The 17,614-nt window shown below is 60.3% G+C and carries 15 protein-coding genes; 7 read left to right on the top strand and 8 right to left on the bottom strand.

Annotation, left to right across the window (positions count from 1 at the left end):
- Positions 1-58 precede the first annotated feature (58 nt).
- Both BSF79_RS07920 and BSF79_RS07915 read right to left on the bottom strand, forming a co-directional pair.
- Positions 59-955, bottom strand: coding sequence for a CPBP family intramembrane glutamic endopeptidase (locus BSF79_RS07920; protein ID WP_090269320.1), 897 nt, complete (start codon positions 953-955; stop codon positions 59-61).
- 10 nt (positions 956-965) lie between these two features.
- Complete coding sequence (locus BSF79_RS07915) at positions 966-1,859, bottom strand: CPBP family intramembrane glutamic endopeptidase (protein ID WP_090269319.1); 894 nt, start codon at positions 1,857-1,859, stop codon at positions 966-968.
- Between the two features lie 160 nt (positions 1,860-2,019).
- On the opposite strand from BSF79_RS07915, the gene BSF79_RS07910 reads away from it, so the two are divergent.
- The 7 genes from BSF79_RS07910 (at position 2,020) to BSF79_RS07880 (ending at position 9,016) form a co-directional block, all read left to right on the top strand.
- Positions 2,020-2,418, top strand: coding sequence for a hypothetical protein (locus tag BSF79_RS07910; protein ID WP_090269318.1), 399 nt, complete (start codon positions 2,020-2,022; stop codon positions 2,416-2,418).
- Complete coding sequence (locus BSF79_RS07905) at positions 2,399-3,178, top strand: hypothetical protein (RefSeq protein ID WP_139246401.1); 780 nt, start codon at positions 2,399-2,401, stop codon at positions 3,176-3,178. Before BSF79_RS07910 ends, BSF79_RS07905 begins: the two co-directional genes overlap by 20 nt.
- A gap of 51 nt (positions 3,179-3,229) precedes the next feature.
- Complete coding sequence (locus BSF79_RS07900) at positions 3,230-4,003, top strand: DUF6478 family protein (RefSeq protein ID WP_090269316.1); 774 nt, start codon at positions 3,230-3,232, stop codon at positions 4,001-4,003.
- A gap of 12 nt (positions 4,004-4,015) precedes the next feature.
- Positions 4,016-4,393 (top strand): hypothetical protein, encoded by a 378-nt coding sequence (locus tag BSF79_RS07895; RefSeq protein WP_090269315.1) that lies wholly within the window; start codon positions 4,016-4,018, stop codon positions 4,391-4,393.
- Between the two features lie 177 nt (positions 4,394-4,570).
- Positions 4,571-6,595, top strand: a complete 2,025-nt coding sequence (locus tag BSF79_RS07890) for an NADPH-dependent 2,4-dienoyl-CoA reductase (RefSeq protein ID WP_090269314.1) — start codon at positions 4,571-4,573, stop codon at positions 6,593-6,595.
- 195 nt (positions 6,596-6,790) lie between these two features.
- A complete protein-coding gene (locus BSF79_RS07885) occupies positions 6,791-7,696 on the top strand; it encodes a LysR family transcriptional regulator (protein WP_090269313.1) in 906 nt (301 codons plus the stop codon).
- A 183-nt stretch (positions 7,697-7,879) separates the two neighbouring features.
- Positions 7,880-9,016: an acyl-CoA dehydrogenase family protein gene (locus BSF79_RS07880; protein WP_090269312.1), complete on the top strand. Its 1,137-nt coding sequence runs from the start codon at positions 7,880-7,882 to the stop codon at positions 9,014-9,016.
- A gap of 38 nt (positions 9,017-9,054) precedes the next feature.
- On the opposite strand, the gene BSF79_RS07875 is transcribed toward BSF79_RS07880, so the two are convergent.
- The 6 genes from BSF79_RS07875 to BSF79_RS07850 form a co-directional block, all read right to left on the bottom strand.
- On the bottom strand, positions 9,055-9,936 hold the full coding sequence (locus BSF79_RS07875; protein WP_090269311.1) for a transglutaminase family protein: 882 nt from the start codon (positions 9,934-9,936) through the stop codon (positions 9,055-9,057).
- Positions 9,937-9,951: 15 nt separating this feature from the next.
- A complete protein-coding gene (locus BSF79_RS07870; RefSeq protein ID WP_090269310.1) occupies positions 9,952-12,327 on the bottom strand; it encodes a circularly permuted type 2 ATP-grasp protein in 2,376 nt (791 codons plus the stop codon).
- Positions 12,328-12,354: 27 nt separating this feature from the next.
- Positions 12,355-15,693, bottom strand: a complete 3,339-nt coding sequence (locus tag BSF79_RS07865; RefSeq protein WP_090269309.1) for a transglutaminase family protein — start codon at positions 15,691-15,693, stop codon at positions 12,355-12,357.
- Between the two features lie 134 nt (positions 15,694-15,827).
- The gene (gene ureG / locus BSF79_RS07860; RefSeq protein ID WP_090269308.1) at positions 15,828-16,457 is read right to left on the bottom strand and encodes an urease accessory protein UreG; all 630 of its coding nucleotides are present in this window, start codon (positions 16,455-16,457) and stop codon (positions 15,828-15,830) included.
- The gene (locus BSF79_RS07855) at positions 16,454-17,128 is read right to left on the bottom strand and encodes an urease accessory protein UreF (protein ID WP_425443233.1); all 675 of its coding nucleotides are present in this window, start codon (positions 17,126-17,128) and stop codon (positions 16,454-16,456) included. Before BSF79_RS07855 ends, ureG begins: the two co-directional genes overlap by 4 nt.
- Entirely contained in the window at positions 17,088-17,591 is a 504-nt protein-coding gene (locus BSF79_RS07850; protein ID WP_090269307.1) for an urease accessory protein UreE, read from the bottom strand. The genes BSF79_RS07855 and BSF79_RS07850 overlap by 41 nt, the downstream gene beginning before the upstream one ends.
- Positions 17,592-17,614: the final 23 nt, after the last annotated feature.

Genomic DNA, 17,614 nt, shown 5'->3' with positions numbered 1-17,614 from the left:
ATGCCCCCGTTAGACCGTTGTTGGTCAGTCAGATAAGCCGGTCGCAAGCGAAATGCAATCAGCGGCGCAGCGCCACGCGGGCAACAAGCCACATCAGGGCGACAATTGACAGTTCGACCAGCAGTGAGAGCGACAGAATGGGCGCATCGCCTGCGATCGGGATCAGGAGTGGTTCTTCGGGCGGAAAAAGCAACAGGGCCAATCCGGAATCAGGGCTTCCGGCCTCGCCGAAAAACAAAAAGGCATAGAGATTGTTGGCTAAGTGAAAGCCGACCGCAGCCCCCAACGTACCGGTACGCGCCGTCAGGTCTGACGCGGCAAGCCCGAAACAAAAGGCCCAGACCATATATTGCACGGCGTCAGACATGGCCGCAGTGCTGTCCCAATGAGCGGTCGCGAAAAGCAGATTGGGCAGCGTTAGCCAGATCCACGGGGTATTGAACCGTGCCGCCAACTGCTGCTGCACATACCCGCGATAGAGTAGCTCTTCGGCGGCCGTCTGCACCGTCAGCGCAACAAATGACAGTGGCAGGAGCATCAGCCACAACACGGGCGAACGGGGCTCCGCTCCGGCTGTGGACCAATAGGGCGGCAGCAACTCAATTGCAGCAAACAGCGTCAGACAGACAACAAGCGTCACCCGGAATTGATGCACTGCAGGGCCAATCGCGCCGATCAGCGAACGAAACGTCCGCCGGTTCAGAAACCTTGCAACGAATGCGATGGCCCCCGCCAGAAAGCCAAAGCTCAATAGCTGCGCCAGAAGGCCAGCGGGCGTGGTGCCATAGTAATAGCTGTTGGACAGGTCTGTGGGCAGGGCCGTCAGGCCGATCGCGATCACGTCAAGACAAAGGCCATAGATCAACTCGATTGCAACCACGCCAATGATCAACCGCGGTAGATCGGCAGTTGGCAACGCCGGAGAGATGAATGCGCGATGAGGCAGGTAAGACATGCGTAGCTTCCTAGCGCCGCAGAATCAGGCGAGCGGTCAGCCAGCACAGCAAAAGCGTTGCGCAATCCGCCAGAAACATCGGGCGTAGGGCGTCGGTATCGGCCAAATCCAGCGGCTGCTGATGCAGAGCCAGGCCTGAAAGGCTTGAGTCGTATGACACAAACAAGATTGCCGTGGCATTCGAGGCGAAATGCAGTACAATGGCTGGGCCGAGTGTGCCTGCCCGCGCGGTCAGATCGGCCGCCGCCAGAGAGAATAGTGCCGCCCATGCCATCAACAGCGGTGCATTGCCCCCGGCCTCAGGGCGGTAATGCATCAGGCCAAACAAGCAGGCTGGCAACCCCATCCAGATGAGCGGCGATCGGAACCGCGCCGCCAGTTGCTGTTGAATATAGCCCCGAAAGGCCAGTTCCTCGGCTGTGGTCTGTATCAGCAATGCCGGGATCGAAAGCGGTAGCAGTACCGCCCAATCCAGTACTGGAAGCGTCTGTTCCGCGCTCGGGCCGACCTCCGACGGGGGCAGCAGCCAGATCGCGGTAAACAGCATGGTCAATCCCAGCAGGACGGTCACGCCCTGCCGCAAAGCAAGGCGCGGCGGTCCGACCAGTGTGGCCGGTCCGCGCCCATGCAACTGATGCGCGACGGCCATGATCGCAACCGCTAGACATGCGAAAGAGCCGAGGATGAACAGCGCTCCGCCCGCGGTCGCGCCCCGTGCTGTGCTTTGCCGAAACATCAGGTAGGCGTCAGGTGACAGCACCGTCATGACAATGGCCTGCACCGCCCAAAGTAGCCCGATATAGATCACCACGACCATCACGATGCCAAGCGCCAGCCGCCAGGGTTCGGACCGGCTGCGGGCTGGGGCGACAAAACGGAGATGAGCGGCGTAGGGCAGGGGCATGTCTCGGGCAGGGATATTTGGAAAATGTGAAAGCGAGGCGTCTGGTTGGCTTTTAGTGCGCTTTTGGCACGAGGGACAGGGGCGGCGGGCGGGGGCAAACAGGCTTGTGCCACTGCGGGGGCTTGTTTATTCCGTTTTTGAGTATTTCCGGGAGGCGGTCATGATCACGAACTGGCATTTCGACAGGTCCAAGCTGGGCGGCCGTTTTGTGATCAATGGTATGAAGCGCGAGCGGCATTGGTCCTGTATGTACGCAATGAAGGGCGCGCGCCACGAAGGGGGCCAGTCTTTGGTTGGTGTGGCCACCTGCCCGAACGAAGTCACGCCATGCAGCGTTGCGCTGACCCCGCAGGCTCTCGGTGCGCCGCGCGAATTTACCACAATCACCGTGACTGACGAACGCGCGATGGGGCAAGATCGCAATCAGGATGATCAACGTCAGGCGCAACGTGCCTGTGGTGCCTTTTGGAAAGACGTGCCGTTGGTTGTCTCGCCTCGCAAAGGTGCGGTGACTTACCGGGGTGGCGAGGCCGAGCTGTATGTTTGCATCGATCTGTAAGGCCTTAACCCAGCGGGTTTCACGTCTGGTTCTAGGCGTGGCATTTTCCGCTGCGCTGTCTGGATGTCTGGCCAACGAGGACGGGATGTCGTTCGCTCAGCACCCAGACGAGTTGACGGTGCTGCATCGCGCGCCGCTGGCCAGCGGCGCGGTGGTGGTGGTGCCGCCGACGGGCTATTGCATCGAGAAGAAAAGCCTGCGCGAAAAGCCGGGCGGTGGGTTCGCGCTGATGGCTGCTTGCGCTGAATTGACTGGCCAGGTTAGCGGAGTTCTGGTCGAGCCTGCGATCCTGACCGTTGCCGTAGTGGACCGCGCCAGCACGACCTCTCAGCCGAATGTAGAGGAGATTGCAGCGGCATTGGGGGATCGAAAGGTCTTGCAGCGGATCAATGGCGATGGCCTGGCGGTGGTACAGGTCGTGGCCACCGAGGCGCTGTCGCAAACAGGGGATCCTCGACATTGGCGAGGGATGATGATCATCAATGGCAAGATGGTGGGGCTGGCGCTGTATGGAGCGAAGAATAGCGCGGTCACTGGGGAGCCGGGGTTGGTGCTCTTGATGCAACTGGCCGAACAGATCCGAGCAAACAGTCCAGCGGGAAGTGATGCGACGCAAAAGCCCGTCGTCGTTGCAAAACCTCCTGCAAAATCTGCAGCGGACGCTTCGAAGGAAGGTGAGATCCCGGCGAGTGATGAGCGGATTGACGAAAAAGATCGCCCAACGGGGCTGAATAAGCTATTTGGGCGTTTGTTTCTGTAAACACCTTTCGGTTACAACAGGATCAAGAGCAGAGAACAGGACCGGTAAATAATGGCACGGTTTAGGGGCGGCATTCTAAAAGCGGCAATCTTTCGGCGTATTCTACGCCGGTGGGCCAAGATCGCGCGCGAGGCAAGTACCAGCAACCTCACGCAGCTGCGAAGGCGCAGCAATCAGGCCCGGCAGCTCAGGCTTCATCTGGATCAACTGATCCATGTTGCCGACAGTCGTCTGGCCCTGCCAATGATCGGCTCGACCACGTTTCGCAAACCGCAGGGCTCGGATTGGTCCTGGCGTCCAGAATTGTGGCGCGGGCCATTGCCGGTGCCGGGTATGTCTGCGGTCGAGAATAAAAGCACGCTCGGTAGCGAGGTTACGCTTTTTCACGATTGCGTCTTTTCCGAGCTGACCCTGCGCCAGCTGCGCAACACGCGCGAAGCGGATCTGGCCCCGTTCGGGTTGCGGATGGATGTGTTCCGCTTTGACGGATCGTTCCTGTCGCTGGTGATCGACCTGCCGCCCGAGGCGGTGCAGGGGCTGAAACGGCGGCACCTGATCCGCATGGATACGATTGTCGAGATGGAAAAGCCGCTGGAGATCTTTGCCCGGCTGAATATCCGACACGGGCCGAACACTGAACAGATTGTTCGAGAGCTACCTTTGCATGAAGAAGATATCATGGTCGAATTCGATCTGGCCTATACTAAGCTGAACGAAAAACGAGTCGAAAAGGCTTGGCTGGATCTGATCTTTGAGGGACCCGAAATGAATCAGGTGGTTCTGCGGGATCTGACCTTTAGCCGCCGCCCGCGGGCCGAGTTGTAAGGAGCAAGCGCGATGACTGATCTGGTGCTGACCAAGACCCGGTTGTTCGAAGGGGTCTGGGAGGGGTTCTTGACCTCTTCGTCGATGGACAACCTTTTGCCGCGCCTTGAAGTGACCCATCTGGAGCATGCGGTGCCAGGGCTGGAGGTGATCGAGGATCGCGAACAGGGGCATTGGGTGGTGCGCGTTCCGATCCCGGTCGATCTTCTGTCAGACGGCGTGCAGACCTTCCTGATCCGTGATGTGGGGACTGGTGAAACGCTGGAAAGTTTTGCCATTCTCTCTGGCGAGGCGCTGGCCGATGACATTCGCTCCGAGGTCAATCTGCTGCGTGAAGAGTTGGACATGCTTAAACGCGCCTTTCGGCGGCATTGTCTGGAGACGATGTAGAGCGGCCTAGGCAGTCGTGCCTGAAATGTTGTCGTGAAGTGTCGGTGATTTCGTCCTGCCCAACGGCGTGAGCGCCCAAACCCAGTTTGCCGGATGGCAAACCTTACTGACGCTGCGTAGGGGGTGACAAGCCGCGTCCGCTTTGGCCAGATACCGGTCAAATCAGGGAGGCACGCAATGACCAATTATCCGCACCTACTGGCCCCGCTCGATCTGGGCCATATCACGCTGAAGAACCGCGTTCTGATGGGCTCGATGCACACCGGGCTTGAGGAAACCAAAGACTGGAACCGTGTGGCAGAATTCTATGCCGCACGCGCACGCGGGGGCGTTGGCCTGATCGTCACGGGTGGCATTGGACCCAACCGCGAGGGGGGACCTTTGCCCGGTGCGGCAGGTATGATGACCGATACCGACGTGGCCAACCACAGGATTGTCACCGAGCGGGTGCATCAGGCCGGAGGCAGGATTGCGATGCAAATTCTGCACGCAGGGCGGTATGCTTATAGCCCGGAATGTGTCAGCGCCTCGCCGGTGAAATCGCCGATCTCGCCTTTCCCACCGAAAGAATTGGATGAGGAAGGGATCGAGAAACAGATCGCCGACATCGCCAACAGTGCAGCGCTGGCGCAGAAGGCGGGCTATGATGGGGTCGAGGTTATGGGCTCTGAGGGGTATTTCCTAAACCAGTTTCTTGTCACGCACACCAATAAGCGCACCGACCGTTGGGGTGGGGCCTATGAGAACCGGATGCGTCTGCCGATAGAGGTGGTCAAACGCGTCCGCGCCGCTGTGGGGCCTGATTTTATCATCATCTACCGGCTGTCGATGATCGACCTTGTGCCCAACGGATCCACCTTTCACGAGGTGGTGCAGTTGGCGCAAGAGATCGAGAAGGCGGGCGCCTCCATCATCAACACCGGGATTGGCTGGCACGAGGCGCGTGTGCCCACGATCGCAACTTCGGTGCCGCGTCGGGCATTCGCTTGGGTGACCAAGAAACTGATGGGGAAGGTGGGGATCCCGGTGATTACCTCGAACCGGATCAACACACCGGAAGTGGCCGAGCAAGTGCTGGCCGAGGGTTGCGCCGATATGGTTTCAATGGCGCGCCCGATGCTGGCGGATGCAGATTTTGTGGCCAAGGCGGCGGCGGGCAAGGCCGACCGGATTGCGCCCTGTATTGCCTGCAATCAGGCCTGTCTGGATCATACTTTCGGTGGCAAGATTTCATCTTGCCTCGTCAATCCCCGCGCCTGCTACGAGACTGATCTGGTCATCAACCCCGCTGAGGTGCCGAAAACCATCGCCGTTGTTGGCGCAGGTCCGGCGGGTCTTTCAGCGGCGCTGACTGCGGCAGAGCGGGGGCACAAGGTCACGCTTATCGACAAATCCAACCGCCTCGGTGGTCAACTCAACATGGCGCGCCAAGTGCCGGGCAAGGAAGAATTCCACGGCCTTGTGGATTGGTTCGAGGTCATGGTCGCGGATGCGGGTATCACGGTGAAGCTGGGCGTGCAGGCCACAGTCGATACGCTCAAAGATTTCGACGAGGTGATTATCGCCACCGGTGTTGTGCCGCGCGACCCCGGAATTCCCGGACAGGATGGCGCCAATGTCCTCAGCTATATTGACGTGCTTGCGGATAAGGCGCCGGTCGGTGAACGGGTCGCGATCATCGGTGCGGGTGGTATCGGTTTTGATGTGGCGGAATTTCTGGTGACGGACCACAGCCCCACGCTGAATCTACCAGAGTGGATGCGCGAATGGGGCGTGACAGATCCCGAAGTCCAACGCGGCGGTCTGGTCCCCGACGGACCACAGCCCGATGCGGCCGTGCGTCAGGTCACGCTGCTACAACGAAAGTCCAAGGCATTGGGCAAGGGGCTGGGCAAAACCACCGGCTGGATCCACCGCGCCGCACTCAAGATGAAAGACGTCAAAATGGTTGGCGGCGTGAACTACGAAAAGATCGACGCCGCCGGTTTGCACGTCAGCTTTGGCGAAGCCCGCGAAAACCCCACGCTTATCGCAGCCGATACAATCGTGCTTTGTGCGGGCCAACTGAGCGAACGCAGCCTTGCCGATGCGCTGGAGGCCGAAGGCGTGACTTGCCATGTCATCGGCGGCGCGGACGTCGCTGCCGAACTGGATGCCAAGCGCGCCATCGATCAGGGGACACGTTTGGCAGCCGCACTGTAGGCGCTTTTCTGTTTTGCCCCGCGCCGTCTGGCGGTGTGGGGCACCCCCCCCCCTGTCGGAAACGCGTTGTTTCCCTGTTTCCGCAGCTCGGACGATCTTCGACAAAACCCTGATATTGTCCGACCCTTGCCGCAGTCATGCCTGATTTCCCCGCGATACCTTGATGCTGAGAAGTGTCGTGAAAAGGGAAACAAAATGGATCGCCTGACCGAAATGGAAGCCTTCGCCACAGTTGTGGATCAGGGTGGCTTTACCGATGCGGCCAAGAAGATGGGGATCTCGAAGTCCGCCGTTTCCAAGCATGTTTCCAGCCTAGAGGCCCGCCTTGGCGCGCGTCTGCTGAACCGCACCACCCGCCGTGTCAGCCCGACTGAAATCGGTCTGGCCTATTACGACCGTGCCCGCCGTGTTCTGAATGACGCAGGCGAGGCCGACGCGCTGGTGACCTCGATGCAATCGGCCCCGTCCGGCCTGCTGCGGATCAGCGTCGCAACTGATTTCGGCGTCAATCATCTCAGCCCGGTGCTGGGTGAATTTCTGTCGGAATTCCCCGACATCACGGTCAACATGGTCCTGAATAACCGCTATGTTGAACTGATCAGCGAAGGCTTTGATATGGCCGTGCGTATTGGAGAGCTGGAAGACAGCACCCTGCGCGCCCGCAAGCTGACTGAAACAACTAAGCGGATGATCGCAAGCCCGGCTTATTTCAAGAAATATGGTCGCCCGCAGAAGATCGACGACCTGAACGAGCATAAGCTACTTCACTATTCGAACCAGTCGAACGGGAACGTGTGGAAACTGACCGCGCCATCGGGCGAAAAGCGTCAGGTGCGTACTGCGGGCTGGCTGAGTGTGAACGATGGGCAATCCTTGCTGAATGCCGCAATTTCAGGTCTTGGTATCGCGTATCTCCCGAGCTTTCTCTACGCAGACGCGATGGAAAAAGGGCTGATCGAGGATGCGATTCCCGACCTTCCGGTCGAAACGCAGGGCATTTATGCTGTATATCCGCCGGGTCGGTTCACCCAGCCAAAGGTGCGGGCCTTCATCGATTTCCTAGTGCATGAATTCGCCGACAAGGGGCCGACGGACTGGTAACTTCCGCGACACTGGTTTTCTGCTCAAAACGCGCCCTCCCGAGGGCGCGTTTTGCCTTTTTGGGCGGACAAATCCGCCTTGGCCACCATAGTTTTGCAAAAACAGCGCTGTGTGCTCGGTTTGGTTTCTGCGAAAACACTCTCAATGCCCGCCATAGGGCAATGAGGAATGGGAGGATACTAGATGACGATTCTGACAGAGGAGCAGCAGCTGATTCAGGATATGGCACGCGGGTTCGCGCGCGATATTCTGGCACCGGGTGCGGCGGAGCGGGACAAGACCAAGACGATCGCTCCCGAGATTTTGGCGCAAATGGGAGAGCTGGGTTTTCTTGGCATGACCGTGCCCGAGGATCTTGGTGGTGTTGGCGCGGACTATGTCTCGTATGCGCTGGCGCTGATCGAAGTCGCTGCCGGGGACGGCGCGATTTCTACTGTGATGAGCGTGCACAATGCACCGTTCAACGCGATATTGCAGCGCTACGGTTCGACCAAGCAGCAGCAAGAGGTTCTGCGTCCTGCCACGGCAGGTGCATTCATTGGCGGCTTTGCCCTGACCGAAGGCCACGCCGGATCAGATGCCTCAGCGATCCGCACCCGCGCGCGGCGGGACGGGGATGACTATGTGATCGACGGCGAGAAAGCCTTTATAACCTCCGGTCAGATCGCTGAATGGGTCGTCGTTTTTGCGCGGATGGAGGGGGCCGAGGGCAAATCCGGGATCACCGCTTTTCTGGTCAGCACTGACACCCCTGGCTATCACGTCACTTCGGTCGAGGAAAAACTGGGGCAGCGTTGCTCGGATACTTGCGCGCTGCGGTTCGAGGGGCTGCGCGTGCCCGCGCATATGCGCATCGGCAAAGAGGGTGAGGGATATCGTATCGCTCTGTCCAGTCTGGAAACTGGGCGTATTGGAATCGCTGCGCAATCGGTTGGCATGGCCCGCGCGGCGCTGGATCTTGCTGTGGCCTATGCTCAGGAGCGCACCTCATTTGGGCAGCCCTTGATGGCGCATCAGGCGGTGGGCTTTCGGTTGGCTGATGCACGCACGCAGCTTGAGGCGGCGAAGCAGTTGGTGCTGAATGCGGCGCGGATGAAGGATGCCGGAATGCCCTGCTTGACCGAGGCGGCGATGGCGAAACTTTTTGCTTCGGAAGCGGCAGAGCGGATCATTTCTGCGGCTCTGCAAACCTTTGGTGGCTACGGCTATATGCAGGATTTCGCGGTCGAGCGGATTTACCGCGATGCCCGTGTTTGCCAAATCTATGAAGGCACATCGGACATTCAGAAACTGATCATCACCCGCGCGATGGCCAATTGACATAAGGGTGGAACAGGGTGGGCGAGGAACGACCGCGTCTATGCGAGTGGCTTCACATCCACCCTGTGGCTGCTGCTTTGCGCGCCTGATGTGCGCAGCACACCGCGCAGTGGGGCGACTTCGGAATAGTCCCGGCCATACGCGACAACGATATGGTCTTCGGCGACGAACAGATCGTTGGTCGGGTCGTATTCCACCCATCCCAATCCTGTGCCGCACCAGGCGCGAACCCAAGCATGCATCGCATCTGCGCCCTCCAGCCGGGGCCGCCCTTTGGGCGGACTCGTGCGCAGGAAGCCGCTGACATAACCTGCGGGAATACCGCGCCCGCGCAGGCAGGCAATCATCACATGGCTGAAATCCTGACACACGCCATGCCGGTTGGCAAAGGCGGTTTCAGGCGGCGTATCCACATCGGTTGCCCCTGCATCAAAGCGCATTTCCTTATGAAGTCGCTGCCCGACAGCACGGACCGCTTCCAACGTACGCATCCCAGGGCGAGTGGTCTCAAAGGCAAAGGCGGTCATGGCTGGGCTGGTTGCCACGCGCGGCGAGGCTGACAGGAAATGCTGCGGCGAATGGGGCGCAACGGTTTGCGTGGCCTTCAGCTCTGGCCCGAGATGTTCGAGTAGGCAGGATTGAGCATCTTGCGGCTCGGGAACAGCAAAGCGCTCAACGCGCGCGGACAGAGTAACGCTCAGTGCTGCCAAGGGGCTGCGAAAGGCGATCTCGGTCACGGTGTTTCCAAAGAAATCGCAACTGTCGCGGCGTTCGTCCGGGCGTGGCGATACTGTGATGGAGCCGGAGAGAAGCGCCTGCTGTCCCGGCTTGTGCAACGGCATCACATGGATCAGGTTGCGGGCGACCCCGGTCGCATCAGGATAGGTATTTTCCAGCACCAGTTTGATGTCGTACTGCATCTTTGCCCCTCCGCTTCAGTTCAGATAGGCTGTGGTCAGGCTGGCTGACAGCTCGGCCATCGCGTTGCCGATGTCGGTCAGCTGCGCTTGGCTTAGCGCGTCCGGCGTAATTGACCCAAGTTTGGTTTGAAGCTGTTCAATCTGTTCGGAAAGAGGGGCGTGTTGAGACGCCGGTCTGCCGAACGGTAAGGCCGGGATAAGATCATGCAGCGTGTCGATCTGAAACAGAATTGCACGGGGGTTGCACCGGTCTAATGCGAGAAGGTCGATCACGCTTTGGCGGTTCGGATCGACAAGATAGCGCCGTTGATGGGTAATCACACTGTCCCCCAGTTCAATTGCGACGTCCAGACACCCCTCAGGTGCGTCGGGATCGGTAAAGCTGGCCAGCGCTGACGCCATCTCTGATACCCGCTCCAATGCGCGCCCGAATTCTAGAAAGTGCCAGCCGGAGGAGCGATACATGTTGTCCTGCACCAAGCCGGAAAACCCGGACAGCTTGCGAAGCAGAACGCCCATGGCTCGGGCGCAATCATCGCCGGGCTCGACCGTCACGGCCAGCTTGCCAAGTGATTTCGTCAGGTCGTTCAGGGCGGTCCAGCCATCGACGGAAAAGCGGTCACGCACTTTCGAAGCGCAGTTCGTGGCGGCTCCGATCTCAGTCGTTAGGGCTTCGGGGATTGGTTGCGTCGGGTCAACACCCCACCCCAGTAAATATGACGCCAGATAGGCCACGCTTGGGTCTTCGGGGTCGTCGGTTTCTGCCAGTCGCAGGTGGTAGGCGCGCAGCAGGCGGATTGTGCCCTCTGCACGCTCGACATAGCGCCCCAGCCAGAAAAGGTTGTCGGCAGCCCGGCTTGGCAATGCGCCCTCGGGGACGCGCTGATAGCTGCCCTTGGCGGGGGACAGGGTTTCGCGGGGAACGGGGGTGTCTGAAACGACCCAGACATCCGCCACAGAGCCGCCGCCCTGCATCCCCAAGGCCGTGGTTTCGCGGTTTTTCCCGATGCGGGCATATCCGCCGGGCATGACCTGCCATCCGTTGTCAGTACGCGCCAGAAAGACGCGGATGGTCATCGGGCGCGGCACCAGCCTGCCGTTTTCGTAAACCGGTGTCGTCGATAGTCTGACAGACTGCTGGGCAACAAGGTTCCCCGCTTGTGCGTCGATCCATGCGGCAAGATCCTGCCCCGGTGGCGGCGCCGCGTTGGCTGCACTGGTGCCCGAGTCGCGATCATAGGGCAGGCCAGTGGACAAGGCAGATCCGAAAGCCAGCCGCCCGGCCTGAGCTTTGACATAAGCACGCTCGGCCGCATGACCGCACCACCATGTTGCGATATTGGGCAATATCAGCGGGGTGTTCAGCACGCTTTTGGCAATGCGTGGCAGAAAGGCCATGAGCGCACGGGTTTCCATAACACCGCTGCCCAGAGCATTGATCATCGACAAATTGCCTGCACGCAATGCGCCGACCAGACCCGGCGTGCCGATATGCGAGTGTTCGTCCAGCTCTAACGGATCGGCAAAGGGCGCATCAAGCCGTCGCCACAGCATGTTGATGGGACGCAGCCCGGAAACAGTGCGCACCATTGCCTGACCATTCTGCACGGTCAGGTCTTCGCCCTCCAGCAGCATCAAGCCCAGATAGCGCGCGATATAAACATGTTCAAAATAGGTGTCGGTGCCCGGCCCCGGGGTCAGGATGGCGGCATCGCTGCTGCTGCCGGCATGGGCACGCAGGGTATCACGAAAATCCCGGAAAAAACCGGCCAGTCGGCGCACATTCGTACGTGTGAAATAATCCGAGAACACCCGCGAAGTCGCCCGCCGGTTTTCCAGCGCGAATCCCGCGCCAGAGGGGGCTTGCGTCCGATCGCCCAGTACGAACCAGCTCCCGTCGGGGTTGCGCCCGATCTCAAACGCCAGATGGTGCAGAAAATAGCCCGAGCGCGGAACAATGCCCACCATCGGGCGCAGCCACTCGGGGTTCTGCGCCAAAAGTTCGGCGGGAATTTGCCCGGTACTCGCCAGCGTTTGCGCGCCATAAATATCAGTAAGGACATGTTCCAGCAGGTCTGCGCGCTGGATCAGCCCGCGTGTTATCTGTTGCCAGTCGTCGTCGTGCAGCAAGACCGGAATATGGCTGAGCGGCCAGTCGCGTTCATCCGGGGAGGTGCCGGAGTAACGGCGAAAATACACGCCTGCATCGCGCAGATACTGATCGCCATGGGCGATACGGACGCCAAGCTGATCGGCGCTCAGGCTGGATATGTGGTTGATGAAATTCGTCCAGACGGGCCGCATCTGACCGCTTTTGTCAAACAGCTCATCCGCCGCCCCCGAAGGGACGGCATAGCCTTTAACAAGATCAGAACCCAGCCCTGTGGGCATGGGGGGCGTCACATTGGACATAACACGTTAGATTCCAGGCGCGCGCCTAAGATCCAACGTGCTCGGGAAATCCGGGTGCGGTGTATCAGGCGCTGGGGTAAACATACCAGATGTATGCCCGTGCGCCTGAAACCTTGCAAGCCGTCTTGCCTCGGCTTCGTTGCCATTGATCGGGAAGGTATCATAATTGCGCCCGCCCGGATGGGCCACATGATACACGCACCCGCCCAGAGATCGCCCGGTCCATGTGTCGTAAATGTCAAAGGTCAGTGGTGCATTCACTGGCAAAACCGGGTGCAGCGCCAGCGGGGGCTGCCACGCCTTGAACCGCACTCCGCCCACGAATTCGCCCGATGTCCCCGAGGCCGTCAGCGGCACAGTGCGCTGATTGCACAGCAGCTTGTAGCGGTCAGGATTGGGGGTGGTAAACGACGCCTGCAACCGCTCGACCGAGCTGTCAGTATAGCGAACAGTGCCGCCGATCGCCCCGGTTTCGCCCAGCACATGCCACGGCTCCAGCGCCTGACGCAGCTCAAGCCTATTGCCCTCGTATGTGACCTCGCCACAGAACGGAAACCGGAATTCGGCCTGCGCCTTGTACCACTCGGGGTTCATCTTGAACCCGTGCTCGTCCAGGTCGCGCAGCACATCCAGCAAGTCATTCCACAGGAAATGCGGCAGCATGTACCGGTCATGCAGCACCGTACCCCAGCGCACAGGCTTGCCCTGAATCGGGTCTTTCCACATCCGGGCAATGATCGCGCGGATCAGCAATTGCTGCGCCAGATTCATTCTGGGGTCTGGTGGCATCTCAAAACCGCGGAACTCGACCAATCCCAGTCGGCCAGTTGGCCCGTCGGGCGAGTACAGCTTGTCGATACATATCTCGGCCCGGTGGGTGTTGCCGGTGACGTCAATCAAGATATTGCGCAGCAGCCGGTCCACCAACCAAGGCTGTGGCGCAGGGCCTTCGCCGGGGTTGGGAATTTGCGCCAGCGCGATTTCCAGCTCGTACAGACTGTCGTGGCGCGCTTCGTCGATGCGTGGCGCCTGACTGGTCGGCCCTATAAACAGTCCTGAAAACAGATAGGACAGCGATGGATGCCGCTGCCAGTACAGCACCAGAGAGCGAAGCAGGTCGGGACGGCGCAGGAACGGGCTGTCCAGCGTCGTCGCCCCGCCCACCACCACATGGTTGCCGCCGCCGGTGCCGGTGTGGCGCCCGTCGATCATGAATTTGTCGGCGCCAAGACGACACTGGCGCGCCTCCTCGTAAATGGCCTGTGTGGTGGCCACGCAATCCTCCCAATTTCCGGCAGGGTGGATGTTCACCTCGATCACGCCGGGGTCCGGGGCGACCCGGATCACGTCAATGCGCGGATCATGTGGCGGAGCATAACCTTCGATATGCACGGGCAGCCCCAGCTTGTGCGCTGCTTTTTCTGCTGCGGCGACCAGTTCCAGATAATCCTCGGCGTCTTCGACCGGCGGCATGAAAATACACAACCTTCCATCGCGTTCCTCGACCGACATGGCGGTGCGAACGGCGCCGCCCACCTCGCCCAATGCCTGTTCGATCACGGTCTGGGTATCGCTCCCGGCTGTAAAGCTGGACACAGGTTGCGTATGTTCGGGTGTGGCCTCAGGCTCTTGCTTGTGCTGGTGAAACTCAGGCAGATCTGTGCGCGGCGCTGTCGGGTCGGTGACATAAGTATAGGGGTATTGCGAGGCTGGAACATGCGGCAGCGCCTCTAGCGGCAGGCGATACCCGACCGGGCTGTCGCCGGGCACGAGAAACAGATACCCACGCCGCATTTTCCACTTTTCCGACCGCCACGTGTGCCCACTGGCCTTGGATTGCCAGCGCTGGATCGGCAGGACATAGCCAGAAGGATCAGTCAACCCCCTGCCAAAAACCCGCGCAATCCGGTGACGCTCTTCGGGGTCTTTCAGTTTGGAGTTTTCGGGCGTCACATTTTCCGGCAGGTTGCCTTCTTTGACGATCCATTCGGCTGGGTCTTCATATGCCGGATGCACCATCTCCGGCTCCACCCCCAGCTCCTGCGCCATCGTGCGCAGCAGTTTGCCCGCGTCTTCATGAGTTGCCCCGGTTTGCACCGTTTCTTCGGCCACCAGATCGGGATTGTTCCAGATCGGCTTGCCGTCCTTGCGCCAGTACAGCGAAAAGGTCCAACGCGGCAGACTTTCGCCCGGATACCATTTGCCCTGCCCATAGTGCAGGAACCCGCCCGGCGCAAAACGGCTGCGCAGACGCCGGATCAGCTTGTCGGCCAGATCACGCTTGACCGGGCCAACGGCGGCAGTGTTCCATTCGTCCCCCTCAAAGTCGTCGATCGACACGAATGTCGGCTCGCCGCCCATCGTCAGGCGCACATCGCCCTCAGTCAGACTTTCATCAACCTTGTGTCCCAGTTTTAGCAGATCGTCCCATGCTTCATCCGAGAACGGCTTGGTGATGCGCGGATGCTCGGATACGCGCGTGACCGTCATGTCAAAGTCGAAATTCACCTCGGCAAAGCTGGCCATGCCAGAAATCGGCGCAGCGTTGCGATAATGCGGCGTCGCGGCCAATGGAACATGACTTTCGCCCGCCAAAAGCCCGCTGGTCGGGTCCAGCCCGATCCAACCCGCGCCTGGCACATAGGCCTCGACCCAGGCGTGCAGGTCTGTGAAATCCACGTCGGTGCCCGACGGGCCGTCCAACGATTTCAGATCCGGTTTCAGCTGAATAAGATAGCCCGAAACAAACCGCGCAGCGATGCCCATATGGCGCAGTACCTGCACCAGCAACCAGCTTGAATCGCGGCACGATCCGGTGCCACGATCCAGCGTTTCTTCAGGCGTCTGCACGCCTGGCTCCATCCGGATGACATAGCCGACGTGATTGGCCACGAACGCGTTCAGCGCCACCAGTTTGTCGACAGTGCGCAATTTGTCGCGGGGGATCTGGCGCAGGAACTGCTCCAGAAGCGGGCCGGTTGGTTCGGGCGTGCAATAGATCGACAGATCTTCGTCCAGATCCAGCGGATACTCGAATGGCCAGTTTTCCGCCGTCTCCTCGACGAAGAAATCGAAGGGGTTGTAGATCGACATATCGGCGGTCAGATCGACCTCGATCTTGAATTCGCGCACCGGCTCGGGGAATACAAACCGAGCCAGCCAGTTGCCATACGGGTCCTGCTGATGATTGACGAAATGCGGCTCTGGGCTGACCTTGAGCGAATGCGAAATCACCCGTGTGCGCCCATGCGGCGCGGGGCGCAGGCGGATGATCTGCGGGCCCAGCGTGACGGGGCGATCATATTTGTAGTGGGTCAGGTGGTGGATGCTTGCAATAATGGCCATTGGGTGCCTGTGCTTCTAAGGTGTTTTCGCAAGTATGCGCGAGCGGGATCGCACGCACATCTGCTTTGTGCCCTTCCGCGCGGCCTTTTTTAGCGCCGCTGGAAAAAGGTTTAATAACCGGGCAGTTGCGGGGCTCATGCGACCACCGGCGTGCGCAGCCCCCCGATCTCGCGGATCAAGGCTACGATCTGATCAAGCCCCTGACCCTGACGCAAGTTGGTAAACACGAAGGGCCGCCCGGCGCGCATCCGGGTGGCGTCCCGCTCCATCACCTCAAGCGACGCACCGACATAGGGAGCGAGATCGGTCTTGTTGATCACCAGAATATCCGATTTCGTGATGGCCGGCCCGCCCTTGCGCGGGATCTCTTCCCCCGCCGCCACGTCGATCACATAAAGCGTCAGATCGGCCAGCTCAGGGCTGAACGTGGCCGACAGGTTGTCGCCGCCGGATTCGATCATCACGACCTCAAGGTCCGGGTGACGTTTGCACATCTCATCCACAGCCGCCAGATTGATCGAAGCGTCCTCACGGATCGCAGTATGCGGGCAGCCGCCTGTTTCGACGCCGATGATGCGATCCTGCGGCAGGGCCTGCATGCGCATCAAGGCTTCGGCATCTTCCTGCGTGTAAATGTCATTGGTGATGGCTCCGATCGAATGATCCGGTGCCAGCACCCGGCACAGGGCGGCGGTCAGGGTGGTTTTCCCGGCGCCAACCGGACCGCCAATCCCGATTCGCAGGGGGCCATGAGGAGAGGTCATGTGCGGAACAGCCTTGTATATTGGGTTTCGTGTTTCATCGCGGCGACATCGGCCAGAAAGCAGGCGCCGCCCAGATCATCGGTGGTCAGCGTCTGCGCCTGTTCGGCGACTTCTTCGCACAGCGGCGCCAAGGCCGCCAGAACGGCTTGGCCCTCTGTCTGTCCGAGCGGCACCAACCGGATCGCGGCCGACACCAAGTTCGATGCAAAAGCATGCAGATAGAACGCAGCGGTCAGGCTCAGCGGCAGGTTGTGACTGCGCGCAGCAAAGCCAAGCGCCACCGGATAGGTCAGCTCTGGGAGCTCATCCCCCCAGATCGCCGCCGTGGTTCGACAAAAGGCCGCGCCTTGCTGCCGGGTTTCCAGCAAGCGCTCCGCCGACGAGGCGAAGGCGCGCGCCAGCCCATCCAGTTCGGTCAGCGCGCTGCGTGGCGCGCGCCACGCGTGGGCCAGCAGGATCGCATCATTGCGCCCGGCGCCATGGCACAGGATATCTTTCAACCAGTCCCGCAGACTGCTGGCATCACTCACATCCTGCGCCGCAATCGCCCATTCCAGCCCGTGGCTATAGCTGAACGCCCCGACGGGATAGGCGGGGGAAAGCCATTGCATCAACGTAAGATGCGGCGCGTCAGTGATCATGGCTGTGATCATGAGTGTGGTCGTGCGCATGGGCGTGTAGGGTATTTCCATGCTCGTGCGAATGGGTGCGTCCGTGGCCGTAAGCCCCGCCCTCGGGGGTGAAAGGCTCTGTCACCTCGGTCACAACAGCGCCCAAATGGCTCAGCATTGCCATGATCACGTGATCACGTTGAATCAGCAGGCGATCGGCCTCGATCTGACAGGGGGTGTGTCGGTTGCCGATGTGCCAGGCCATCCGATGCAGATCTGGACCGGACACCGCAAGAAGCTGCTCTGGCGCGGCGAAAATGTCGACTCGCTGGCCGGTTTCGGTCGCCAATTGCTGCCCTTCTTCCAAGGACGTCGCACGTGGCAGATCCAACAGCACGGTTGCGCCTTCGACCGTGGTCAGGCGCTTGCGGCGCAGAAACCGGTCCTCATAGGTCAGCGACAGGCTGTGCGGGGCGGGGTCGGTTGCGGTTATGATCTGCGTCGCGATGCCAAGATCGGTCATGGGCGGGCTCCGGGGTTTTTGCG

Origin of the sequence: Thalassovita taeanensis, assembly GCF_900110775.1 — a bacterium.
Classification (GTDB): Bacteria; Pseudomonadota; Alphaproteobacteria; order Rhodobacterales; family Rhodobacteraceae; genus Litorimicrobium; species Litorimicrobium taeanense.
This window is presented reverse-complemented; position numbering and strand designations above follow the sequence as displayed.